21 protein-coding genes, 1 tRNA gene and 3 pseudogenes are annotated in these 22,652 nt (G+C 63.7%); 17 read left to right on the top strand and 8 right to left on the bottom strand.

Annotated features, from left to right (window positions below; genetic code table 11):
• The first annotated feature begins 50 nt into the window (after positions 1-50).
• On the top strand, positions 51-698 hold the full coding sequence (locus tag CXY80_RS08960; protein WP_104132292.1) for a hypothetical protein: 648 nt from the start codon (positions 51-53) through the stop codon (positions 696-698).
• Positions 699-962: 264 nt separating this feature from the next.
• On the top strand, positions 963-1,370 hold the full coding sequence (locus CXY80_RS08955; RefSeq protein ID WP_233195193.1) for a dehydrogenase: 408 nt from the start codon (positions 963-965) through the stop codon (positions 1,368-1,370).
• Between the two features lie 149 nt (positions 1,371-1,519).
• Here the strand turns inward: CXY80_RS08955 and radA are convergent, their stop codons facing one another.
• Both radA and CXY80_RS08945 read right to left on the bottom strand, forming a co-directional pair.
• On the bottom strand, positions 1,520-2,881 hold the full coding sequence (gene radA, locus CXY80_RS08950; RefSeq protein ID WP_092451806.1) for a DNA repair protein RadA: 1,362 nt from the start codon (positions 2,879-2,881) through the stop codon (positions 1,520-1,522).
• A 53-nt stretch (positions 2,882-2,934) separates the two neighbouring features.
• Positions 2,935-3,714, bottom strand: a complete 780-nt coding sequence (locus tag CXY80_RS08945) for an SGNH/GDSL hydrolase family protein (protein WP_092451808.1) — start codon at positions 3,712-3,714, stop codon at positions 2,935-2,937.
• Between the two features lie 86 nt (positions 3,715-3,800).
• Between CXY80_RS08945 and CXY80_RS08940 the strand changes: the two genes are divergently transcribed.
• From CXY80_RS08940 to CXY80_RS08915, 5 genes and pseudogenes are all read left to right on the top strand, one after another.
• Positions 3,801-3,890 (top strand) — tRNA-Ser (locus CXY80_RS08940).
• A 415-nt stretch (positions 3,891-4,305) separates the two neighbouring features.
• Positions 4,306-4,797: a helix-turn-helix domain-containing protein gene (locus CXY80_RS08935; protein ID WP_104132291.1), complete on the top strand. Its 492-nt coding sequence runs from the start codon at positions 4,306-4,308 to the stop codon at positions 4,795-4,797.
• Positions 4,790-5,190 (top strand): annotated as a pseudogene (locus CXY80_RS20730) (HipA N-terminal domain-containing protein). The gene CXY80_RS08935 and the pseudogene CXY80_RS20730 overlap by 8 nt, the downstream one beginning before the upstream one ends.
• A gap of 111 nt (positions 5,191-5,301) precedes the next feature.
• Positions 5,302-6,117, top strand: a pseudogene (locus CXY80_RS08920) (HipA domain-containing protein); the annotation flags it as partial.
• 682 nt (positions 6,118-6,799) lie between these two features.
• Positions 6,800-7,846, top strand: a complete 1,047-nt coding sequence (locus tag CXY80_RS08915; RefSeq protein WP_104132350.1) for a TerC family protein — start codon at positions 6,800-6,802, stop codon at positions 7,844-7,846.
• Positions 7,847-7,872: 26 nt separating this feature from the next.
• Here CXY80_RS08915 and heR read toward each other — a convergent pair whose 3' ends face one another.
• Positions 7,873-8,676 carry a heliorhodopsin HeR gene (gene heR / locus CXY80_RS08910; RefSeq protein ID WP_104132288.1) on the bottom strand — a complete coding sequence of 268 codons (804 nt, stop codon included), beginning with the start codon at positions 8,674-8,676 and terminating at the stop codon, positions 7,873-7,875.
• Positions 8,677-8,869: 193 nt separating this feature from the next.
• Between heR and CXY80_RS19100 the strand changes: the two genes are divergently transcribed.
• Together CXY80_RS19100 and CXY80_RS08905 are read left to right on the top strand one after the other, a co-directional pair.
• A complete protein-coding gene (locus tag CXY80_RS19100) occupies positions 8,870-9,439 on the top strand; it encodes a hypothetical protein (RefSeq protein ID WP_146070710.1) in 570 nt (189 codons plus the stop codon).
• A gap of 790 nt (positions 9,440-10,229) precedes the next feature.
• On the top strand, positions 10,230-12,338 hold the full coding sequence (locus CXY80_RS08905) for an InlB B-repeat-containing protein (RefSeq protein WP_104132287.1): 2,109 nt from the start codon (positions 10,230-10,232) through the stop codon (positions 12,336-12,338).
• Positions 12,339-12,483: 145 nt separating this feature from the next.
• On the opposite strand, the pseudogene CXY80_RS20135 reads toward CXY80_RS08905, so the two are convergent.
• Positions 12,484-12,594 (bottom strand): annotated as a pseudogene (locus CXY80_RS20135) (integrase); the annotation flags it as partial.
• Between CXY80_RS20135 and CXY80_RS20130 the strand changes: the two are divergent.
• Together CXY80_RS20130 and CXY80_RS08890 are read left to right on the top strand one after the other, a co-directional pair.
• Complete coding sequence (locus CXY80_RS20130) at positions 12,556-12,987, top strand: ABC transporter permease (RefSeq protein WP_369828666.1); 432 nt, start codon at positions 12,556-12,558, stop codon at positions 12,985-12,987. The pseudogene CXY80_RS20135 and the gene CXY80_RS20130 sit on opposite strands and share 39 nt — an antisense overlap.
• Positions 12,988-13,267: 280 nt before the next feature.
• Complete coding sequence (locus CXY80_RS08890) at positions 13,268-13,684, top strand: permease prefix domain 1-containing protein (RefSeq protein WP_104132285.1); 417 nt, start codon at positions 13,268-13,270, stop codon at positions 13,682-13,684.
• Positions 13,685-13,716: 32 nt separating this feature from the next.
• Here the strand turns inward: CXY80_RS08890 and CXY80_RS08885 are convergent, their stop codons facing one another.
• The 3 genes from CXY80_RS08885 to CXY80_RS19460 all read right to left on the bottom strand — a co-directional run bounded on the left by CXY80_RS08885 (position 13,717) and on the right by CXY80_RS19460 (position 15,187).
• Complete coding sequence (locus tag CXY80_RS08885; RefSeq protein ID WP_104132284.1) at positions 13,717-14,601, bottom strand: hypothetical protein; 885 nt, start codon at positions 14,599-14,601, stop codon at positions 13,717-13,719.
• 3 nt (positions 14,602-14,604) lie between these two features.
• Positions 14,605-14,739: a hypothetical protein gene (locus tag CXY80_RS20455; RefSeq protein WP_255411841.1), complete on the bottom strand. Its 135-nt coding sequence runs from the start codon at positions 14,737-14,739 to the stop codon at positions 14,605-14,607.
• Between the two features lie 307 nt (positions 14,740-15,046).
• A complete protein-coding gene (locus CXY80_RS19460) occupies positions 15,047-15,187 on the bottom strand; it encodes a hypothetical protein (RefSeq protein ID WP_158251619.1) in 141 nt (46 codons plus the stop codon).
• Between the two features lie 56 nt (positions 15,188-15,243).
• Here CXY80_RS19460 and CXY80_RS08880 point away from each other — a divergent pair, with 56 nt between their 5' ends.
• Positions 15,244-16,014, top strand: a complete 771-nt coding sequence (locus CXY80_RS08880; protein WP_104132283.1) for a hypothetical protein — start codon at positions 15,244-15,246, stop codon at positions 16,012-16,014.
• 1 nt (position 16,015) lies between these two features.
• Here the strand turns inward: CXY80_RS08880 and CXY80_RS08875 are convergent, their stop codons facing one another.
• The gene (locus CXY80_RS08875; protein ID WP_104132282.1) at positions 16,016-17,029 is read right to left on the bottom strand and encodes an acyltransferase family protein; all 1,014 of its coding nucleotides are present in this window, start codon (positions 17,027-17,029) and stop codon (positions 16,016-16,018) included.
• A 477-nt stretch (positions 17,030-17,506) separates the two neighbouring features.
• On the opposite strand from CXY80_RS08875, the gene CXY80_RS08865 reads away from it, so the two are divergent.
• From CXY80_RS08865 to CXY80_RS08845, 5 genes are all read left to right on the top strand, one after another.
• Complete coding sequence (locus CXY80_RS08865) at positions 17,507-17,851, top strand: HPF/RaiA family ribosome-associated protein (protein ID WP_104132281.1); 345 nt, start codon at positions 17,507-17,509, stop codon at positions 17,849-17,851.
• Between the two features lie 223 nt (positions 17,852-18,074).
• Positions 18,075-18,464, top strand: a complete 390-nt coding sequence (locus CXY80_RS08860) for a hypothetical protein (RefSeq protein ID WP_104132280.1) — start codon at positions 18,075-18,077, stop codon at positions 18,462-18,464.
• On the top strand, positions 18,461-19,186 hold the full coding sequence (locus CXY80_RS08855; protein ID WP_104132279.1) for an RES domain-containing protein: 726 nt from the start codon (positions 18,461-18,463) through the stop codon (positions 19,184-19,186). Before CXY80_RS08860 ends, CXY80_RS08855 begins: the two co-directional genes overlap by 4 nt.
• Before the next feature lie 351 nt (positions 19,187-19,537).
• A complete protein-coding gene (locus CXY80_RS08850) occupies positions 19,538-21,895 on the top strand; it encodes a trehalase-like domain-containing protein (protein ID WP_104132278.1) in 2,358 nt (785 codons plus the stop codon).
• 80 nt (positions 21,896-21,975) lie between these two features.
• On the top strand, positions 21,976-22,644 hold the full coding sequence (locus CXY80_RS08845) for a TetR/AcrR family transcriptional regulator (RefSeq protein ID WP_104132277.1): 669 nt from the start codon (positions 21,976-21,978) through the stop codon (positions 22,642-22,644).
• The last annotated feature ends 8 nt before the right edge of the window (positions 22,645-22,652 follow it).

The following is a 22,652-nucleotide window of genomic DNA, read 5'->3' as shown; positions in this document are numbered from 1 at the left end:
CACGCACGCCATTACCGCCTTCTGGCGTCGAACATCAATAACCTTGGGGCATGTCGACGATCAAGCAACCGGTCGGCCGCCAGTCCAGCAAGGTGTACCGGCGCCGGCGTTTCGTAGTGGGGCTCGGTCTGCTCGCCGTGCTCGTGATCCTCTTTCTCATCATCGTGCAACCGGGGGTGAGCAAGGGCGACGCAGACTCCCCGAAAACGCCCGCCGCGGCCACGACCGAGTCGGCCACGCCGACGGATGCCGCCACCGTCATTCCCGAGACGGGCACCGCCGTCGATGGCTCGGCCTGCGACCCGTCAGCGGTGCAGGTTGCGGCCATCACCGACGCCACGAATTATGCGGCCGACGTGCTGCCGCAGCTGTCGCTGAGCCTGACCAACATCGGCACCACGGACTGCGTGATCAACGCCGGCAACAAGCAGCAGGTGTTCACCGTGATGAGTGGTGAAGACGTCTACTGGACCTCGACCGACTGTCAGACCAACCCGATCGACGCCGAGGTGACGCTCAAGCCCGGCGTGGTCATGCCGCTCGCAACCCCGATCAGCTGGGATCGCACCCGCTCGGCCGTTGACACCTGCCAGACCGAGTCCCGCACCGCAGTTCCGGCCGGCGGGGCGTCGTACTACCTGTACGTGACCGTGGACGGTATCGAAGCGGCCGACCCGGCCTTGATGATTCTGAACTAGGGCTGGCTGCTCAATCTGACGCCCCGCCCGGTGGTGCCGAACACTATTTCCCGTTGAACTGGGGAGAGTGCGCGGGTGAGGGGTAGCCTGTTGCTCTTCCGGGGCCGGTTTTAGAGCGACTTGAGACCCCTCACGGAGGCGGGTCTGGCTGGGGCTGGGGTGGAACAGGTGGGCGGCTATCTGGGGCCTCGGCTCGAGCGCGCGTTCGCTCGTGGCATGCGCTGCCGGCTGGGCGTGTACGGCCGCGCCTGATTGAATGAATGGGTGACCGATACGACTGCCAACACCCGTTCCGAGGCGCTCGCCGCCGCACTAGCGGCGCAAGACGTCGTCGCCGTCGCCTATGCGCTGCGCAACGATTACATGATCGTGCCGCAACTCGTCGTCAACGGGGAGGCGGCGCAGGTGCGGGTCTTCGGCCGCGAAGGCTCCGACAAGCGGATGCTGCTGCTCTTCTCGGCCGCCGAAAACTACGTGCGCGTGGTACCCGACGACCCGAACCCGCAGGTCATGGTCTGCGACGGGCAGTGGCTGCGGGAATTTCTCACCGTGCACGCCGCGACCCTGGAGATGGTGTTCTTCGACATCGCCGGGCCGAACGTGATGCAGGCAGCTCCTGCCGATCTGCTCAAGGCGCTGAGCCCCGAACTTGGCCAGAGCGACGGCGACTGAGTCCTCGCCCGGGCAGCTTCGAGCAACTGCCCGATAGATCGCCGGGTCCAGGTGCAGGCTCGGCGCGCCGGTCAGTGCGCCGAGCGTGCATCCTTTTTTCGGGAAAGCGCTTAGCTGCGGCCGAATATAGGGCGGGGTGGCGGCGGAGTCTAGAACGCCCGATCGAGTTCGGCGTCGCGGGGGCTGCGGCTGGTTCCGAGCGCGAGAGCAACCGCCGCGTGGATCGACCCGCAGGCGGCGTCGATCTGGGTGGTGAACCCGAGGCGCACGGCCTCGTTCACGCGCTGCTTCGACATGAGTGCCCCGCGCACTTCGCCGGCCAGGCTGATCTCACCGAAGGCGACCACGTTGTGGGCCACGGCAAGCCCGGTGAAGGCCGACGCGATGGCCAGCGCAATCGCGAGGTCGGCGGCCGGTTCGGTCAGACGGATTCCGCCGACCGTCGACACGTAGACATCTTTGGCGGAGAGTTTCATGCCGGCGCGCTCCTGCAGCACCGCGAGCAACATGGCCACACGGGCTGCGTCCACACCGCTCGTGACGCGGCGCGGGTTCGGTGCCTGGGTGTCGGTGACGAGCGCCTGCACCTCGACCGGCATTGCCCGACGGCCTTCGAGGGCGACGGTGACGCAGGTGCCGTCGACCGGTTCAGTGGCCCGGCTTAGGAACAGCCCGCTCGGGTCGGGCACCTCGGCGATGCCGTCGCCGGTCATCTCGAAGCAGCCGACCTCGTCGGTGGGCCCGAATCGGTTCTTGAGCGCGCGAATGAACCGCAGCGAGGTCTGCCGGTCGCCCTCGAACTGGCAGACCACGTCGACCAGGTGCTCCAGCACCCGCGGGCCCGCAATCGAGCCGTCCTTGGTGACGTGGCCGACGAGCAGCACCGGCAGGTTGCGATCTTTGGCCACGCGAATGAGAGTGGATGCAACCTCCCGCACCTGACTGGGCATGCCCGGCGAGCCGTCGGAGAGCGCACTCGACACCGTCTGCACCGAGTCGATGATGATCAGGTCGGGCTTCACAGCGTCGATCTGCCCGAGGATGACGCCGAGGTCAGTTTCGGCCGCGATAAAGAGCTCGGGTTCGAGCGCATTGGTGCGTTCGGCGCGCAGTCGCACCTGGCTCACCGACTCTTCAGCGCTGACATAGAGCACGCGGCTCTTGGCAGCCGCCGCCTTCGACGCGACCTCGAGCAGCAGCGTGGACTTGCCGACGCCGGGCTCACCGCTGAGCAGAATCACCGAGCCGGGCACGATGCCGCCGCCGAGCACCCGGTCGAACTCGTTGATTCCGGTCGGCCAGTGAGCGGCGGCATCCGTTTCAACGTGGGTGATGGGTCGGGCGATACCATCGCCGACGAGCGTGATGGCCTTGAGCTTGCGGGTGATGCCAGCGGTCTGGCCGGCATCGACGACGGTGCCCCACTGCTGGCATTCGCCGCAGCGGCCCGCCCATTTCAGGGTGGTCCAGCCGCATTCGGAGCAGCGGAAAGAGGAGACGGATTTTGCCATGTTTCGAGCCTAGCCGGGGCCACCGACAGTCGACTCTGCGCGCGGTTCCGGCGCTAGTCGGCGTCCTCCGACACCTGATTGACCGCCGAGAACCGGTGGGCGACATCGGCGCTGATCGCCGGCAGGAACGCCTCGGCCCAGGAGCGGTAGCCGCGGTCGTTGGGGTGGAACAGATCCCGGGCTACGTGGGTCAGAATGCTGCGAAAGCCGGCCCGCTTCGTCGTTGCGTGCAGCGGAACCACGGTCAGCTCGTGCTCGTCGGCGATCCGGCGAATGATCTCGTTGGCCGCGGCGACCTTGACCTCGTTGTGTGGCAGGTGAAAGCAGGGCAGGTCGGCGACGAGGGCGTGCGGCGGCAGTGCGGCGAACACGGTTCGGATGCCGGCTTCAAACGCCGCCGGGTTCCATGCGGCGATATCGTTGGCGCCGATCGCGACCGTAACCAGGTCGGCCTCCAGCCTGGCGAAGCGGGGAAGCTGATCGCGCACGGCCAATGCCACGGTCGCGCCGGAGACGCTGAGATTCACAACGCGTACCGTCTGGCCGGTCGCCAGGCGCACATGATCGGCGAGCACGCCGACGTAGCTCTTGCTTGGGCTCGACGCCCCGATTCCCTGGGCGGCACTGTCGCCGATCGCGACGTAGAGCAGCTCGCCCGACTGCTTCGCGTGGTCGCGCCACCAGGCCGAGTGCACCGGCAGGGTCTCGTTGAGAATGGCCTTCTGCTGTTCCAGGTCGCGGCGCCACAAAGTCGTGGCCAGCACGACGCCGCCGGCAAAAACGGCGGCTGTGGTAGCAATAGCAGAGCGGATGCGTAGGGTCGGTGAGGTCACCCGCTGAGGGTACTCCGCGGCATCCGTGTGTCTGCTGCATGTTTGCCGATTCGCGTCGAACCTCAGTCTCTACTAGAATCAACGGCGGTACCGTGTCCGAGCGGCCGAAGGTGCGACTCTCGAAAAGTCGTGTGGGGGAGACTCCACCGTGGGTTCAAATCCCACCGGTACCGCCACGAAAAACCCCCTACATCCCAGTGTTTCACTGGGGAGTAGGGGGTTCAGTTTTGCCCAAATGGCCGTTTGCCCACACGGTGCCCGACGTGCGGCTCAACGGGGTCTTCGAGATGAGTGCGCCCGGATTGGGTAGTCGCTACGCCCGTTACCGTAGCGACTACCTAATCCGGACGCGGGCACCGTGATGCGGCGTGACACAGGGACATCGTCGCGGTCAGTGACCCGGCCGTCGATTTCGTCGTCCATTCCGCGCAGAGCGGCGAACCCTCCGTTTCATGTCGCCACACACTACAGCTCGAACGCTCGCTGACCAGTGTCTTCAAGAGCATGACGGCCTCCAGAAGTTCTGGAACCTTGCTGTTCCATTGCTGAGTTTCTTAGTGCTACGGAACAACTGCATCCCATTCAAAAGGCATGGAACGCCTTTATTCCATTGAGGTCGATATGCTCATCAATGACCTGGTCGAGCTCATCCGCCTGCGCCGAGCCGAACTCAGTCTTTCGCAGACCGACGCTGCCGAGCAGACCGGCACCACCAGGCAGTGGATATCGCGCCTGGAGAAGGGCAAGAACGACATCGGCACCGCCCGCCTGCTCGCGGTCCTCGACGGCTTAGAACTAAACCTCGAGATCCGGCCGCCGCGGCTCGACAGCGCGCCGAAGCTTGTCGGTGAAGGCATCTGGCGGCAGTCGCTGATCGCCTCGGATACGGTCGGCGTGATTCTTCAGATGCGCGAAGACTCCACGGGCGGATTTGCTCGCACAGCCAGCGTCGAACCCGAAGGGTTGGCAGCAGGGCGTCGACGCATCCTCGAGGCAAGCCTGAAACTTACGCAGCGTCGTGCCGCCGCGAACACGATTCCAAATACTCACACCAACACGAAGCCAGACCCCGACAATGCCTAGCCTCGACGTGTATCTTTACGGCGCCCACGTAGCCGAGCTCGAGATGCTCGCCCCCTTGCAGTACCGCCTCACCTACAACGCAGCGTGGCTGGACGACCCAAACACGATGCGGGTCAGTCTGTCGCTGCCGGTTGGAGCTGCGCCGTTCTCGGGAGCGACGCTCACGTCGTTCCCGACAACCTGCTCCCCGACAATGCCGACGTTTGTGAGCGGTGGGCTGTCCGGGCAGGGCTGGCCACAGCTGAGCCGTTCGAGCTGCTGCGCGCATATGGCACCGACGTGGCCGGAGCCATCCAATTCGCCGACCCGGGCAGTGATCCAAACCAGAGCAGCACTAGCACCGGTGAACCGATCAGCGATGCCGAGATCGCTGCGCGAATCCGCGCGATCTGAGAGGACGACACCAGCTGGCAAGATCCGGACCGGGATACCGGCTATTTCCCGCTCGGCGGCGCCCAGGGAAAGTTCTCGCTCGGCAACGCCGGGCGGGGCTGGTACGAGCCGACTGGCAGCCACCCGACCACCCACATTTTCAAGCCCCTGGTACGTGGCCAGAAAGAGGGCGAGCTTGTCGAGTTCATCACCATGACAGTCGCCCGGATGGCCGAGATCAACACTGCCACTGTGGAACTCGGCATGTTCGACGGTGAGCACTCCCTCGTCGTTGAACGCTTCGACCGGCTGGCTGTCGATGCTGGTGCTAGCCCGGGCGCAGTCCCGACTATCGTCCGCGTTCATCAGGAGGATCTCGCCCAGGCTACGGGTGTCACCCGACTACAGAAGCACGAGAACCGCGGCGGCCCCGCGTACAGGGACGTGCTGCGTCTCCTTGATGCGCACGTGCCGGACGAACGCAAAGCCGCCTCGAAGCTGACATTCGTCCAAGCCCTCGTGTTCTCCTGGATGGTTTTGAATACCGACGCCCACTCCAAGAACTATTCCGTCTTCATCGGCCCTGACGGTGTCGACCTCACTCCGTTGTACGACGTGAGCAGCTTCATCCCGTATGCCCGGCGAGCAGATGACGGACGCCCCCGGACCGACTCGGCCTTCCGCAACACGAACCTCTCGATGCGCATTGTTGCGGACTATCCCGCTGGTCGGCAATCCTGGTTCGAGTGGGGCTCCGTCGCCCGTGAAGCCGACCTCAGCCGCGTACTGGTTACTGACTGGGCGAGCGCGGTCGCGGATTCCGTACCACAACTGATCGCCGCTGCTGCGTCGTCGTTGCTGTCGCATTTGCAGACCGACATCGTCGCGCGGTTCGTCGAACGCACGCCCATCCGTGCAGCCCAGGTGGTCGCGGCCATCGCTCGCTGAGCCGCCTCTGGGAAAATGAGAGGTCGCGACTGTTATGTTTGCACGCTAAGGCGTGCTGTTTGCCCACAATTCACCGAAATCATGGTGATTGACGGCCAGCCATCGGACCGCGATCCTTCTTCGGGTAGCATCCAAGCGATGGCCATTTGTTGGCACCGCTCGGCTCACGTTCTCGCGGCTCACGTAATCGGCGCGGCGAATCTACATGCCCGATGCTTCGTCCCGGCATCGTCTCTCACCTGCGAGATGGCAGATGGATGTGTCTACCCCTCGATGATGTCGAGCGTGCTACGACGATGCCGGCATTGAGGCGTTCGACGATGAGTTGGCGTTCATGCCTCCGCGTTCATCGTCCGCGACACCCGCGGGTAGCGCCTCAACCGGGAATCCAAGTCGAGTCTCGAAGCCTTCACCGCATCAAACGTTCCTGTATTGCCCGCTGAACCGCGAGATGAGCCTAATCGAGCGGGATGACCGGCGCGCCTCAAACCAGCATCTTCCTTGCTTCGCTCAAACATTCCTCGGCTTGCCCAGTTGACGTGAAGCTCACTCTCCTGTTGAATGACTTCAGAAGGGGAGTAATCCTCGCTTCGCATCGTCAATACGTTCCCGCCGCGGGTTCCGGTGCGCAGGGCCGCAAGGTAGATAAGACCTTCACGAAAATTTCGTGGAGGTCTTTGTCATGACTGTCCCCCTGTGGGCGTGGTTCGCTGTTCTGGGTGTGATCCTGCTGATGCTCGCCGTCGACCTGGTCGCCCACCGCAAAGCTCACGTGATCGGTGTGCGGGAAGCCGCCGTCTGGTCGATCGTGTGGGTGACTCTCGGTGTCGCGTTCGGCGTGCTGGTGTGGATGCTGTGGGGGGCGGAAATCGGGCAGCAGTACTTCGCTGGCTACCTGATCGAGAAATCCCTCGCGGTGGACAACGTGTTCGTCTGGGCGATTATCTTCGCCGCTTTCGCGGTCCCGCGTGAGTACCAGCACCGAGTGCTGTTCCTCGGCGTCCTGAACGCCCTGATCTTCCGCGGGATTTTCATCGCCGCCGGCGCCGCGCTGATCGAGAACTTCTCTTGGATCCTGTGCGTATTCGCCGCGTTCCTGATCTACACCGGGTGGCGGATGTTCCACTCCCGTAACGACCACGTCCACCCCGAGAAATCCCGCATCCTCAAGGTGTTTCGTCGGTTCGTGCCGACGACCGACGCATACCAGGGGCAGAAGTTCCTGATCCGCAAGGCAGGAATGCTGGTGGCGACCCCGCTGCTGGCCGTGCTGGTGCTGGTGGAAATCACGGACATCATTTTCGCCGTTGACTCGATCCCGGCTATCTTCGCCGTCACGAGCGAACCCTTCCTGGTCTTCACCGCGAACGCGTTTGCCATCCTGGGCCTTCGGGCTATGTACTTCTTGCTGGCGGACCTGATCCATCGGTTCATTTACCTCAAGATCGGACTGGCGTTCGTTCTGATCTGGGTGGGTATCAAGATGCTGCTCCTGGATGTCTTCTATATCCCGACCACGATGAGCCTGGCAGTGGTCGTGACCATCATTACGGTGTCCATCGTGGCCAGCCTCCGCGCTACCCGCGGTCAAGGCCGACGCGAAGTGCATGCCGAGGCGGCAGGGGTGTTCCGGATCGCCACCGACGAGGAACTTGCCGCGGCCGAGCCGGTCTTCCGCCGCAGTGGACGAGTGCCTGTCGGTAGCACAAAGGATCGTTCCGATGAGTGACGTGGATCCCGCGGTGGGCATGGCCCCTAGCTAGCGATCGCCGGGATGATGGCACCCGAGAAGACTTGCCAGGCCAGCGCGGTCTTCGCCACCAGGCTCAAGGTGATGTAAGTGCGTTCGCCTTGGAGGTAACTTTTCCATTTGCCGACCTGCTTGTACTGCAGCCACTGATTAATAGCGAAGGTATTGAAAAACAGGAACAGCGAAATCACGATGCCGACGACGAAGCCGGGGGCCGCGACGTCACTGACGCTGCCTGGACGCAGGAAGTAGATCAGAATCAGGATCCACGGCACGATGCCGACCATCGACCCGAAGATGAAGGGCAGCAGCCCGCCCGAGCCGGGCTGTTCGTATTTCTCCTGCAGCGCACCGAACAGGATCATGGCCGCGTTGACGGCGAAAACGGCGAACAACGCACCGATGTCGGTGGCCCCGTTGATTGCCAGGATCAGCCAGATCATGATCGACGAGCTGAGAAAGTACTCGACCCATCGAAAGTAGTTGTGGTTGTTCTGCAACCCATTCTTGTAGCGCGCAAAGAACCAGGGACTTGAGATGAGGAAGTGGAAGAAGGCACTGAGGGCCAAGAACGCGACGACGCCGACACCGATGTTCACTTCGAAGAGCGTGACCCGTTCCGGTGGAATCGGAACTCCGGGAGGGCCAGCCAGGTAGTCCGCCGTCACGGCGAACAGAACCTGCGAGCTCAGCATGGTGAGAATCACCGCAAATCCGGCGGCTTGGAGCAGGTGCAGACTTCCGGCAACAACGTTATAGATCCGCAGCCGATCGATTTGCTCGTTCGGTGAGTAGACCCTTTTGGACATGAGACGGCTCCTTCGTTCGTGGGGGCTAGTGCCCTTGAGGACATCTTGGCACCGCCGAATCCACTATCGGGTTCGAAGAGAAAAAACCGGGATGAGGCTGGCCATTTCTCCAGCTGTGGCGTGCGTCCTGTCTCGCGAACGATTGTTCAGAACCACCGAGAGGGCTTGCCCATGATTTCAGCATGAGAACGATGTGGCGGCCGCGGAACGCGACGGCGTGCAGCACCTGATCTGCACCAGCGTTGCCACGGACAGGGATCACCTGGGCTTTGCCCTGGCACATCGGTGGACAGATCGACGTATTCAGGGCTACGCACTGCGTTGGACGATTTTGCGCCATGGCCTTTACGCCGAGTTCTTCGGATCGCTGCTGGCGCCGGCCGAAGGTGTGATCACGGCGCCATTTGGTTCCGGTGCCGCGGCTGTGGTGACTCGCGCTGACTTGGCGGAGGCAGCGGCCAATGTGGCATCCGACCCGGATCGCCACATCAATCGTGTGTACAACCTGGTCGGGGCGCGCGACGTCACGGCCGACCAGATCGCCAGGGCGGCCGGTCTGGTCTATAAGCCAGCTTCTCTTGGTCGTTACCGCGCGCTGCTTTTGACGAGAGCGGACTGCGGCCCTTCCAACCGGCGATGCTCCTATCGATCTACTCGAGCGCGGCGTACGGTTTTCTCTCTCGCACGAGCACCGACCTTGGAGGTCTCTTCGGCCGTAGCCCGAGCGACCCCGAACACACCATCGTGCGCGGGCTGGAACTAGTCGACTATTGTTTGACGCCCAGTGCGTCCCGCTGAGGGTTCCCCTGACAGGCTGAAGACGGGCGCTGCAGTCCGCCACTCTGGTCGCGCGCGATCTGAACATGTCGCGCGCAACTCTGTATCGCAGAATCTCCGAACTCGGAGCGTGAAGCTCGAGCAAACCAGTCGAAATTTGAGAGTGATGGTTGAAAATCAAGCCCACCGGGATGCGGCGTGCGGTGCTACTACAGCAGTAGTGCGGGCAAAATGCACCTCATACATTGCTGCTGTCACACCGCCACGGGCACTGGTCGACTACGGGGGCGACTACTGGGCTCTTACTGGTTTCGGTTCGACAATAGCGGGGAAGCTTTGGGCGGGGTTCTTCGACAGAATCAGTGCTTCGACCCATTTCTGGTTCACGTGTAGCATTCGGCTGCCGAAACACGTGTACGCCAACGGGACACCGGAGTGCGCGGGATGTGGCGGAATAATGGACGCTGACGTGGTCACGACTACCACGTTGGAAGGCACCAAGTCCGAGTTGCGGGCTGTCAGCCGGGCCGTCCCTCGTTCATTCGACCCTATGATTCCGCCGGCAGAGACTTCGAGGTGTCCAGGCCTAGAAAAATGAGTCCACGTTCTCACCGCTACTTGCAACTCTTTGCAAGAGGGTAGATGAGCGGACAATTTCAGACTGATTTAGGGCAGTACCTACTGGGGCATTTTTTTTCAAACGATCGACCCATCTGGGTTACAAAATATATGGGCAATTGGGTTCCAAACGGGGCGGCGAACTTTACTATAAACATATGAGCGACCTACCTCTGCGGGGTTTTACGAGATCCTCCGCGCGTATTGCCCTGCCCTTTGGCCTGATCATTGCTCTGGTGAGCCTGCTCGTGTTCGTACCGGTGACGCCGGTCTTTGCAGCCGGGTCGCCCACGGGCGCTGTTGCGGATGCGTGGCCCGCTAGTTGGAACAGCTATCGCTTCAGCGACGGTACGTCTGTTCGCGATACGAACACCGACCAAAACCCTCCTTACACTGATCTTGCCAGCGGAGCGTGCACTGGTGCCTGCGTGGGGTCTGAAGCAACGGTGCAGTATGCCGCGACGGGCACGACAGCTTTCTTTCGCACCCGACTGGCGACCAATCCCGCCGACAACACCAAAGGCGGCCTGTTTGGCGGAGCCTTCCTGACTGTCCTGGCCGTCAACGACGTCGTCAAGGCCGTCGTCGGCGTGAACGGCAAGGAATCAGCAAAGGACTTCGTGTATGTCACGGACTCGGTTGGAGGAACAATCTCGACCGTCTACACCTACCCCTTCGACAATGCCGGGGGGCAAACCTCCGGCGGGATGCGCGTGGTCCCGGCGGGAGACGGCTCAGGACAGTATTTCCTCGACTACCAGGTACCGTTGAGCTATATCACGGCGATCTCGGGCAACACCATCACGGCGTCGACGCCGATTAAACTCTTTTACGGCTCCTCGGCGGCAGCAAACCTCTCGGTCATCAATAAGGACTTCATGACCGGAAGTGCAGTCAACTTTGCAAACCTGTCGACGGTGTCGTTTTCGCCCGCTTCACTGGCCGTGTCCGCGGGAGCAGTAATTGCATCTGGCAGCAACCCGCCCACTGAGGGTGCCACCAGCTCATACTCCGTGACCGTGTCCGCCTCGAACCCCGGCGGAGGAGCGCTCAGCAATGCTGCTGTGACGATTCCTGTTCCATCAGGGGTGACCGTAACCTCGCCGTCGACAGGAGTCGGATCAATCACAGGCTCGCCGCTCGTCTGGACGATAGGTAGCCTTCTGCCCGGACAGACCGTCACTGCGACGTTCACCGCATCGGTAACGCCGAGCGCCGGTGACGTTGGAGCAAACTACACACTCGTATCAGCGCAGTCTGGAAGCGGCACCGACACTCCTTTCTCCGCGACCCGCACAGCAACGGGCGGGGCGATTCTGGTGGGTCCTGTCGCAGCTGAGCCGGCTCCGGTGGGCAGCTACACGGTGAGTTTCAGCTCTGCTGTGGGTAGCCCGGTTGCGGATGAGACTGTGGTTGAGGGTGACCTGGCGACGAACCCGGGGGAGCCTTCGCGCGCCGGCTATACCTTCGATGGGTGGTTCACGGCTGCTGCGGGTGGCAGTGAGTGGGATTTCACGACTCCGATCACGGGTGACACCACTCTGTTCGCGCAGTGGACGGTGGTCTCGATCGTCGATCCGCCTGCAACTTTCACCGCAATGTTCAATTCGAACGACGGCATCGGGTCGATGACAGCACAGTCGGGGTCGGCTTCGGGCACGCTCATGCTGAACACGTTCACGCGTGCCGGATACCTTTTTAGCGGCTGGAATACGGCGGCCGACGGGTCTGGTGTCCCCTTCGCCGACGGCACCCACTTCCCCTTCACCTCGAACACCACTTTGTACGCACAGTGGACCCCTGCTTCAGGGCCGGTCGATGAGAGTCCTGATATCAAGATCTCGCTGAATTTGGATCTCGTGGCGGGTGACCGTGTCGGAGGAGCGCCGGCATATGTCTCCGGATACGACTTGCTTGAAGGATCTACGTACACCGTGACTTTGCGGTCAAATCCTGTCGTGCTTCTTCGAGGCACTGTCGGCAGCTCAGGGATGTTCAACACGACCGTGTTTATGCCTGCAGGCGTGACCCCAGGTCAGCACACGCTCACGCTTGACGCAGTTGGTGTCGATGGGGTTGCGCGTAGCCGCGTCGTCTACATCACCGTCGGTGCCGAAGGAACAGCGATCTACGTCTCAACCATCGAGGCCGAGACTGGTGACCTTGCAGCCACTGGTGTGGATGCAGGACCGCTTGGACTTCTCGCACTGATACTGCTTGGGCTCGGTGCCGTCTTGATCCGCCGCCGAAACCGGACCGTCTGCTAGTGGAGGTCCCGCAGCCGCAGACGCGGCTGCGGGACCTCTTCTCGAACAAGACGATTCGAAATCTTGAAACGCGACGCCGGTGCGTGGCAACATAAACGGTCTGCAACGGTCTGCAACGGTCTGCAACGGTCTGCAACGGTCTGCAACGGTCTGCAACGGCGTCGAGGTCGTCATCGAAGAGGTCTGCGTACGTGTCGAGGGTCATCGCCGAGGCGGCATGACCGAGCATTCGTTGCACCGCTTTGATCCGCGTGCCGAGGCTTACCCGGGTGCCCATGAGGTGGTTTCCGAATCGGTCGGCGAAGACGAGTCCCGTTGCCAGCTTGTCCAGGCATCCTTTCCTCTGATCGTGCTCATGATCGTCCCGCTCTACTCCCTGTCATTGGTCCTGTCAGACCCACACAGTCCCGTCGTTCAGATCTTCACGTATTTCCCGTACTCGGCGCCGATCACCGCGATGCTGCGCAACGCGTTCGGCTCCCTCTCCGGCTGGGAAGCCGCCATTGTCATCATCGAACTCTTCCTACTCAGCCCAGTCGTGCTCCAAATCGCCGCACGCCTCTTCCGATACGGATCCATCTCCTACACGAGCAAGGGCTTTTTCAACACGGTCTTCGTGCGACCCGCTGGGAGCGCCACGCGCAAGTGACCCGCGAAGTGATCAACGAGGATTGATTATCCTTCCGGTCCTCCCGCTCGCCTGGGGCGGGGCGAGCGTCACCCACGATGGCTAACCCAGCTCGAGTGCGTCGACCGCCACCGCCCATGGGTAGGCCTGGATCGCTGCGATGCGCTGGTCGCGCAGCTCCCAACGGTGGCAAAACGGGCAGTGCAGCACGCTGTGGCCCCAGGCCCCAGGCCCCAGGCCCCAGGCCCCAGGCCCCAGGCCCCAGGCCTCTGCGACCCAGGCCTCTGCGACGCCCGGGATAGTGGGCAGGTCGTCCGAGATCGACCGGTGGCGCGGCTACCCGCTGCGACGCCACGCCATCGCATCCGCTGAGGTGGAGGAGCTGGAAGACCACCTGCGTGAGCAGATCGAAGACCCGCTAGCCAACGGGCTCGACCACGACCACGACCACGCGTTCCTCGTGGCGATCAAGCGGCTGGGCAACCTCGACGCCATCTCCCGGGAATTCGCCCGGGAACACTCCGATCGGCTCGGGACGCAGCTAGTGCTCGTGCCAGACGACGCCGACGCCACCCGCGCGCCGGCCTGGCGCGAACTTGCCGTGGTGCGCGGCATCGCCCTGGGGTCGGGGCTGGCCGTCAAGGCCGGCCTGACGGTTTACGGGGTGTGGGCTGCTGTCGTCCTGGTGATATTCGCGCCGGTGTTCGGCTTCGCGTGAGCGCTGCAGACTGATCGAAGCGGATGCCCGGGTCAGCCCAGCTTCGTCAGTGCGGTCATTGACATCGACGAGGATTGACCGTTCTGGCAGGTCTGGTACAGCAGGTCGAAGCCGCGCGGCAGATCGGTGGTGGTGGCGGTGGCCTGGTTGAGCATCGCCACGATGCCCTCGACCCGGTAGGTGCCCGCGCGCAGCCCGGTCAGGGTGATGAGTGTGCCCGGCTCTTCGGGAAAGTCGCGCCCGCCGCACGACCAGTGTTCGGCGATCGTAGCCACACCGTAGCTGGCGGTGAGGTCCACGGAGCCGAGGCATGCGTCAAGTTCCGGGTACCAACCGGCGGCGTGCACGTGGTTCGTGTACCGATCGCGGATGATGCGCTCCTGTTCGATGCTCCAGGCTGCGACGGCGTCGGTAACGACCTGCCTGGCTTCGGCCAGGTCCTGGTCGACGCTCGTTAGCGTGTCGGCGGCCGGGAAGCCGAGCGCGGCGAGCCGAGCTGCGGCCTGGCGCAGTGCGATGCCCGCCGACAGCAGGTCGTCGTTCGGAGCGTGAGCCGCAGCATCCGTCGCCACTTTCAGCGCTTCGGTGGTGGGGCGGATGCGCACGGTCGCGTTTTCGATGGCCGTGCGAAGCGCAACGCGCGGCTCCTCGGTGAGTACCTTCCCGGCGCTGTCCGCGAGCAGGTGCCGAGCGTCATCGATCGCCGTCACGGTCGCGCCAGCCAGGTCAGCGGTGGCCGCCTGGCGAGTGGCGAGGGAGGCAGAGGTCGACGTGTAGTCGGCCCAAGCGGTGGCACGGAGGGTGAACAGCGTGCCGCCGCAAATCAAGAGGGCTGCCGCAGCGAGGCCGGTCGCGCGGAGCATCCGTCGACGAAGCTTGCTGTCGCTGACCGCAGGGTTGGTCGGAGGAGTCCCCATCGCTTACTGCGTGACCATGATTTGTTTGCCGAGGGGCATGAGTGCGACCGGGATGGCGATGATGAGCGCGGCCAGCAGATAACCGAGGAGCAGCCAGATGACTGGGAGCACGAGCCAGACGACGTTGAGGAATGTCATAGTTGGTCCCCATTCTCGCAGGCTGCGTCTCAGACTCGTTCGACGGCAGGGCCGAGCACGCTCAGCGTTACCAGCGACTCGAACAGCGCATCGAGCATCGGTCCGTCCCTCAGCTCAGCAGGGCCTATATCGGCTCTGCTGACGAGTGCGCCAGCTGAAACGCGCGACCGCGCTCGAAGTGGGTAGCCGCTACGGTAACGAACGGGCGCAGCTGCCACCCGGATCGGGCGCGCTTATATCGTCCTCGTTACCGTGTCTGGAGCTCATACCTTGCTGTTTCGGGTGCGACGCGTTCCGCGGTCGGGTATCAGGAGGGCTCTTCCTTGTTGGTGACCGTCTCGATCCAGTCGACGGCGTCAGCTTGGGCCACCACAGTTCGATATTCATACGGCGCAGTCTGCCATGCTGCCGCCGATGTGCGGTAGGCCGTAGCATCCGCTGGCAGCATCGGTGAATGGTCACGGACCGGCGACCACGCCCGCGCCTGATCGATAAACTTTGGATATGTCAGACCAGCACTACGAGCAGGATGAAACCCTGCGCCTTCCCACCCTTCAGTTTCGCGTCGTTCTCGATCTGGGCGCCCGGCTCGCTGCAGCGATCACGCTGCCGCCGAAGCTGGCCCATCCCGACCTGTTCGCCGACCGCGACGACGAGGGAGAGGCCCTCAACCTGTCGATCGATTACGACAGCGGTCAACTGCACGTGCTGCTCGATGAAGCCGGCCCCAGCTTTCACTATCACGGCACCGCCGACCCGTACGAGAGCCCGTGGCCGGAGGATCAAACCGCCATTCTGCTCGAATGGGCGCTCATTCTGGTGCAGGAGATCGGTGGACTCGATGAGCTGCTCGACTCGATCTATGAGGCCGCCGAGTGGTTCGAGCAGGGCTTCACGCTCTATGTTCCCGAGACGGACCCGACCCAGCTCGAACTGATCGAGGTCGACATTATCGGCGAGCTGCTGACCCTGCCGTGGCTGGGGTCCGGGCGGGTCGACCACGAACACATCGACGGCGACAACCACCCGATCGCGCTGCTCTGGAACATGAACAACGCTGACCCCGACGTGCCGATCGCGCGCGCCTGGCTCGACCCGCAAACCGGGGAGCCCCGCACCGCGGCGGAGCCCGGGGTGGATTGGACCGCCGTCGCCATGAGCGAAGACGAGGTGCTGCAGTGGCTCGTCGGCATCTACACCAACCACCACGTGGCCCCGACACCCGAGGCGCAGATCATGCGCGCGGCGCTCGAGCGCATGGGCGGCATCAGCTGAGTCAGCTCATTCGCGGCGCACGGGTCAGCGCGGCGAGCAGACGCTCGAGCGGACCCTGGCCCAGAAGATAGCGCCACAGACTGGCCAGGATGAACGTGAGCAGCAGCATCCAGATCAGCAACGGCCAGCCGGGGTAGTCAACCTCCCGGCCGCCGGCGACCACGATGGCCAGGACCATAATCTGCAGGGTGTAGACGGTCAGGGCCATCGATCCGGTCGCTCCGACCGGCGAGAGGATGCCGCGCAGCATCCGACCCAGCTGGCCACGTTCCACCGCCGTGAGCCAGAGCAGCGCGCCGATCAGTGCGATGGCGAGCCCGCCAGAGCCGGTCACTTCGGCGATCGATCCGGAGTGCGCCTCGGCGCTGACCCCGGGGAGCACGATGGCCGCGCCGTAACCGGCCACCGCCGCTGACGCGCCGACACCGACGAGGGCGACCTGGGTTTTCGCACGCCGCAGATCGGACCGTGCGACGATCAGGCCGGCCAGAAGAAACGGCATCCAGATCAGCACCGGGTAGGTGCCGTTGAGAAAGAAATAGTCGACGAAATAGGCGAGCGTGGGCTGGTCGACATCCACGTCGGCCTGGGCGGCGCCGAGCATGGGCGCCCCCAGCAGAAACGCGACGCCGATCAGGCAGAGCAGCCACCGACGCAGAAACAACAGCGGCAGAAGCAGCAGGAACATCAGGGCGTAGAAGTGCAGAATGATGGCGATGCCGCTGTGCAGGCTGGACAGCACCAGGCCGAGCAGAAACAAAAACAGCGCGCGCACCACGATGCCGACGACGCGATCCGAACGTTGGCCGCGACCGAGCGGATGCGCCGATCCGGTCATGATTCCGAGCGATACCCCGGCCAGGGTCGCGAACAGAATGGAGGAGCGCCCATCGACGAGCAATTCGGCGTCACCCGCGCGCGGAATGGCATGGGCCACGAACATGCCGATGATCGCCAGCCCGCGGGTGATGTCGATGGCAACGACCCGTTCGCCCCGATCAGGCCTCGTCTGCATGAGAATAGGCTACGGGTTCTTGCGGCATCACGCAGTCGGGTTCGCGCTTTCCGCCAGCGCGCCGGTCAGATCAAGTGCGAGCGACGTCGTCACGTGCAGTCGGGCGAGGAACGCGTCGTCGTGTCTGACCACGATGAGCGCTCCCCGGTAGCCGAGCAGGGCGTCGACGAGCTGGTCGACGCTCTACCGGTCGAGATTGTTGCTGGGTTCGTCGGTGCCGACAGGTCGGTCGAGGTCGGCGGCGCTGAATCCGAGGTCCTCAGAGGTGTTGAAGGCACTTGCACCGGAACCGAACTGGCGAGGGTCAGCGCAGGGACTGCGGCGCGAAAGCGACGAGAATCTTCACTGGTGCAACCTCACGTTGGGAACACGAACGACTCAAGCCTCAGACGCAGCTGTGCGCACACCACGCGTCACCAACCGGCGCTCACATGCGGGAGCGGTAGCCTGAAGTTGTAAGCAACTGGAGGAGTAATTATGCAGGTCATCGTGAATACCGACAGCAATATTGATGGCACCGAGCGGGTTTCTGGCGCGCTCGAAACGATTGTCGAAGAGTCCCTTTCGCGCTACGGCGAACGCCTGACCCGGGTTGAGGTTCACCTCTCCGACGGCAGCGCCGGCCGCAGCAGCGCCGACGACATCAAGTGCACCCTCGAGGCCCGCCCAGCCGGCGGCACGCCCGTCGTCGTCACCGAAAACGCCAACGCCGTGGAGGAAGCCCTGACCGGTGCCCTGCACAAGATGAAGAGCCTGCTGGAGAGCCACTTCGGCAAGCTGGATGCCCGTAAGGGCAACCTCCCGATGGGCGAGGTCGTCTAACTGCGCTGAGCGGATGCCGCGCTGCGGCATCCGCTCAGCTGGTGCTTGAGAAGTTGTCACGTGTTCAAACCGGGGCGAACCTCTCAAGCACGTGCCGCGAGCGCCCCGGGGGTTGCGGAGAACCGCAGCCTTGGGATTTTGGACGTGATCTCGGGTGTAAATGCTAGTGTCGGATTTCAGTGTTTTGCTTGCGATTTGTTTGGCGACGGTGTGAAATGGACTTATGAGCACTACGACTGCACGGCCCGGTCTGCGCGCGTATGAAGATTCTCTTCGCCTGCCGCCGGCGGAGATCGTGGCGGGTCTCCGCGAGACGCTCGGAGCGAAACTGGTCGCTTATCTCGGTGGCGTGCGTGAGACGCGCGCAGTAAGAGAGTGGGCTGAAGGTACACGGACGCCGTCGGCTGAGACTATGCAGCGGCTGCGTACGGCTTTTTATGTGATGGCGTTGCTGCGTGAGCGCGAGGCGGCTTCGACGGTATCGAGCTGGTTTCAAGGCATGAACCCTGAGCTGGGCGATACGGCACCGGCGCGGGTGCTGCTCGAGCAGGACCTTGCTACCGGGGGCCCTGCAGTCCTGGCTGCCGCTCGTTCGTTTGTGGCGTTTGGGTGATCGTCGGCGTGCCTGAGCTGGAGCTCGTTCTGAGCGTCAACCCAGGGACGGTCTGGCGGGTGGGCTTTCGCCCCGAACCGTGGTCTTGGAGCGATTGGAAACACGCAACCGACGCCGGCTGTTTCAACGGGCGGTGGGATGACATCAACGGTCAATTCAGGACCGTGTATGCAGGTGAATCGCTCCTCGCCTGTTTAATCGAGGTGTTCGCCAAATGCCGTTGTGATCCGCATCTGGGCGTCACCCTCGAAGACATTGTGGAGGACCCAGCCGACGCGATCGAGTTCCCCGCTCGAGCGCCGGCCGCCGTCAGCTACCGCTGGCTGGAGGATCGCTGCGCATCAAGGGCGACATTGCAAGGCACATTCTGTGCGGTCGCTGCCGCTGGCACCATCGCATCGCTCTGGCCACGGTTCATCGACATCGCCCATCCTTACGGAGCCGTCGATTTCGATGCGTCAGCGATGAAAAACTCAGTGCCACGAGATCTGACTCGCACAATCGCCAGCTGGCTGTACCAGCAGACCGAGCCATCGGTAGACGGCATCGAGTTCGCCTCCAGGCACGGCGACGACCTCAAACTCTGGGCAATCTTTGAGCGTCCGTCGGCCGAATCAAATTCCTCGCCATTGCTGAGTGCTGTCACCGCGATCGATCTGGCCCCGGAGACTCCCGAGCTCGTTGCGGCCTTCGCGACACTGGGCCTGACTTGGACGAACTGACGGCTCGTTCGTCGGCACTGTGCGAGGCATCCGCGCGCCTAAACGTTTCGTGGCACGTGTTTGAGAAGTTGTCCCGTGTTCCAACCGAGACGAACCTCTCAAGCACGTGCCGCCCGGGCCCGCGGACCAGGATGTGAAGCTGCCGCGGCACCCTTTCAAACTCGGGGCACCCCGTGGTGAGAGGGCCGCGAGCGCTTAGGAGTGCCGCGATCTAGCGCGCGATGGCCGGCCGACGCTGGCAACCTCGTGCCAGAAGTGCGTGCAGCCCAGCGCCGATGGTAACGTCGCCTAGGTCTGCCCAGCGATTGGCAGCGGTGCCCCTCTGTTTGCTCCTCTGCTAGGAACTCCCCCATGCCCCAACGCCTGAACTTGACCAAGAACCTACCGCGCAGCCTGGCCGGGTTGTCGCGCGAGATCCTGCAGGACTTGCAGCAGTTGGCGCGCACGCCCTCCCTCCTCGTGGCCTGTAACTACGGTGGCACCCTGTCGTATCACGGCGCGTCGGATGTGCCCTCGAAGCTGCTCGTCGAGTCGGCGCTCGCACTGCGGGCGCTCGCCGCGTTGCCCAACACGCACACGGCCGTGATGAGCGGGCGCACCCTGCGCGACCTCGCCGCTGACTCCCGACTGCCCCGCGAGGTGCACCTGGTCGGCTCGAACGGCGCCGAGTTCGACTCGGAGTTCTTCGACACCGACGACGGTGACGCGAGCAGGCAGGATTCCGGCGCGGCCCTTGACCGCTTGCGCTCCCGACTGGGCGTCAGTGCCGCCTTCTTCGCCGGCGACGGTGCGAGCGACGAGATGGCGATGAACACCCTGCACGGCCCCGACCTGGGAATTCGCATCGGCGACGGCGAATCCGTCGCCGCGCACCGGGTCAGCGGCCCAGAGAAGCTCGCGCAACTGCTGGCCCTGCTCTTTGAACTGCGCAAGGACTGGCTGTTCGGCCAGCACGTCGTTGCCATCGAACGCCACTCCATGATCGGCGATGGCACGTCGACCGCCCTCGTGACGCCGGAAGCGCGCATCTGCTGGATGACGCATCCGCTGCCCGATTCTGGCTCGCTGTTCGCGAGCATTTTGGGCAGTGAAGAGGCCGGTCACTTCTCGATCGAACCGGTCAAGAAAAGCCGCGTTCTCGGCCAGCGTTATGTGGACAACACCATGATCGTCGAAACCCGCTGGGCCGACGTCACCGTGACCGACTACATCGAGCCTTCACCGCTCGGGATCACCAACCTCGTGCGCAAACTCACCGGTACCGGTCTGGCCCGCATCGTGTTCGCGCCCCGACCCGACTACGCCGTCGCCCACTTCAACATGCACGCGGCCGACGGGGTCGTCACCATCACCGGAACCCCGGACCCCATCGCGCTGTCGGCGCCGGGCGTCGAGTTCGAGGTGACCTCCGACGGCCGCAACGAAACGGCCACGGCCATCGTCGACCTGTCTGCCGGGGCTGTCATGCTTAACCTGCGCTGCGGCGACACCGAGCCCTATATTCCGGATGCTGCCGGCGAAGCAGCCAGACGCGGCGCGGTCATGAATGACTCCCGTGCTTGGGTGAACACACTCACCCTGCCGAGCGTGAAGCCGTCGCTCGTGAGCCGCTCCGCGCTCGTGCTGCGTGCCCTCTGCTACGAACCAACCGGTGCGGTGCTCGCCGCATCGACGACGTCCCTGCCCGAGGGCATCGGTGGAACCCGCAACTGGGACTACCGCTACTGCTGGCTGCGCGACGGATCGATGACGGTCAAGGCGCTCGTCGACCTCGGATCGACCGACGAAGCCGATGGCTTTTTGCACTGGCTGGCCGGAGTCGTGGCGGACAGTCCCGGCGCGCAGTGGCTGCATCCGCTCTATTCGGTCACCGGCTCGTCGCTGTCGACGGAGGCGAGCCTCGAATCTCTGCCCGGCTATGCCGGATCTCGCCCGGTGCGCATCGGAAACGCTGCCGACAACCAGGTGCAGATCGACGTGTTCGGACCGGTCGCCGAACTCATCGACACGCTCAGCGCCCGGCAGGGAACGCTCTCGGACTTTCAGTGGCACCTGCTCACCGAGATGGTTGAGGCTGTTACGAGTCGCCGGCAGGAACCCGACCACGGCATCTGGGAGGCCCGGCGCTCGCCGCGGCACCACACTTACACGAAGACGATGTGCTGGGTGACGGTGGATCGTGCCATTCGTACCGCGGAACGGCACGGTCGCGAGGTCGGTGCCGGGTGGCACGAGCTCGCCACCACGATTCGCGACGAAGTTCTGGTTGAGGGCTGGAGCGAGGAAGCCCAGTCTTACACCGTCGCCTACGACAGCCCGGATCTGGACGCCGCCGTGCTGCACATCGGGCTGTCCGGCCTGCTCGACGTCAACGACGAGCGCTTTCAGAAGACGGTCAGCGCCGTCGAGCGCGAGCTGCGCGTTGGTCCGACCGTGTTCCGCTACCGCTATGACGACGGGCTGCCCGGGCTCGAGGGTGGCTTCCACATTTGCACGACCTGGCTGATCGAGGCCTACGTCCTGGCTGGGCGTCTCGACGAGGCCGAGGCGCTGTTCAACCAGCTGGTCATCCTCGTGGGCCCGACCGGGCTGCTGTCGGAGGAATTTGACCCGGCCACCGAGAAACACCTCGGCAATCACCCGCAGGCGTACTCACACCTCGGCTTCATCCGCTGCGCGCAGCTCCTCGACAAGTACCGCGGGCGGTAGCGTCGGCCGGTTTCCGCGAGTCCGCCGTGAGGACGCGCCCGGGTCTCGGACACGTGTCCGAAAAGTGCTATAGTAAATAGATGACTTCGTTGACTGACCCCGGCCTCGTGGTCGAGGTGCCGGTCGACGTTATCCCAGAGTTCAAGCTCACGCACGATCCGCGGGCCGAGCGCACCCGGGGGCTCATTCTCACGGCGATCCGTACGCTGATTGCTCAGCCGGCGGCATCCGTTTCAGTGGCCGAAATCGTGCGCCTGGCCGGAATCAGCCGCAGCTCCTTCTACGCGCATTTCGCGAGCCTCGACGTTCTCGCCGCCGAGCTGCTGCAGGCCCAGTTTGCCGACATTGGCTCGGCCGGCCTGGATCTGCGCCCATTAAGAGCGGGCGAGAGCGCTGCCCGATTCGGGTACGGCCGGCTCGTCGCGCATATGGTCGAGAATTTTCCCCTCTACGCGAGCGTGCTCGAGCTGCCGTTGACCCGCAGCGCGCACGACCAGATCATCGAGGCCTACGCCACTCGCATGCTTGAGTCGGTGCTCGTCTTCGACGAGACCGTGAACGCCGAACTGGTGACGACCTATGTGGCTGGCGGTGCGCTCACCCTGATCGGCTCCTGGATGCGCGGCCACCTCGACGTATCCGACGACGAACTTGTCGACCAGCTCGTGGCGCTCCTGCCCGGTTGGCTGCAGGACCCCCAGACCTCAAGCGCAACGCCCTTACGCGTTGCATCACCCACACAACACTGAAGGCGCAT

Origin of the sequence: Cryobacterium sp. M91, from assembly GCF_002929615.1 — a bacterium.
In the GTDB taxonomy this organism is placed as follows: Bacteria; Actinomycetota; Actinomycetes; order Actinomycetales; family Microbacteriaceae; genus Cryobacterium; species Cryobacterium levicorallinum.
This window is presented reverse-complemented; position numbering and strand designations above follow the sequence as displayed.

Bases quoted from the DNA above. Each gene is read 5' to 3' on its own strand.
- CXY80_RS08960 (WP_104132292.1), top strand. From the start codon at position 51: ATGTCGACGATCAAGCAACCGGTCGGCCGCCAGTCCAGCAAGGTGTAC.
- radA (WP_092451806.1), bottom strand. From the start codon at position 2,881: ATGGCAAAATCCGTCTCCTCTTTCCGCTGCTCCGAATGCGGCTGGACC.
- CXY80_RS08935 (WP_104132291.1), top strand. From the start codon at position 4,306: ATGGAACGCCTTTATTCCATTGAGGTCGATATGCTCATCAATGACCTG.
- CXY80_RS08915 (WP_104132350.1), top strand. From the start codon at position 6,800: ATGACTGTCCCCCTGTGGGCGTGGTTCGCTGTTCTGGGTGTGATCCTG.
- heR (WP_104132288.1), bottom strand. From the start codon at position 8,676: ATGTCCAAAAGGGTCTACTCACCGAACGAGCAAATCGATCGGCTGCGG.
- CXY80_RS08905 (WP_104132287.1), top strand. From the start codon at position 10,230: ATGAGCGACCTACCTCTGCGGGGTTTTACGAGATCCTCCGCGCGTATT.
- CXY80_RS20130 (WP_369828666.1), top strand. From the start codon at position 12,556: ATGACCGAGCATTCGTTGCACCGCTTTGATCCGCGTGCCGAGGCTTAC.
- CXY80_RS08885 (WP_104132284.1), bottom strand. From the start codon at position 14,601: ATGGGGACTCCTCCGACCAACCCTGCGGTCAGCGACAGCAAGCTTCGT.
- CXY80_RS20455 (WP_255411841.1), bottom strand. From the start codon at position 14,739: ATGACATTCCTCAACGTCGTCTGGCTCGTGCTCCCAGTCATCTGGCTG.
- CXY80_RS19460 (WP_158251619.1), bottom strand. From the start codon at position 15,187: ATGCTGCCAGCGGATGCTACGGCCTACCGCACATCGGCGGCAGCATGG.
- CXY80_RS08880 (WP_104132283.1), top strand. From the start codon at position 15,244: ATGTCAGACCAGCACTACGAGCAGGATGAAACCCTGCGCCTTCCCACC.
- CXY80_RS08875 (WP_104132282.1), bottom strand. From the start codon at position 17,029: ATGCAGACGAGGCCTGATCGGGGCGAACGGGTCGTTGCCATCGACATC.
- CXY80_RS08865 (WP_104132281.1), top strand. From the start codon at position 17,507: ATGCAGGTCATCGTGAATACCGACAGCAATATTGATGGCACCGAGCGG.
- CXY80_RS08860 (WP_104132280.1), top strand. From the start codon at position 18,075: ATGAGCACTACGACTGCACGGCCCGGTCTGCGCGCGTATGAAGATTCT.
- CXY80_RS08850 (WP_104132278.1), top strand. From the start codon at position 19,538: ATGCCCCAACGCCTGAACTTGACCAAGAACCTACCGCGCAGCCTGGCC.
- CXY80_RS08845 (WP_104132277.1), top strand. From the start codon at position 21,976: ATGACTTCGTTGACTGACCCCGGCCTCGTGGTCGAGGTGCCGGTCGAC.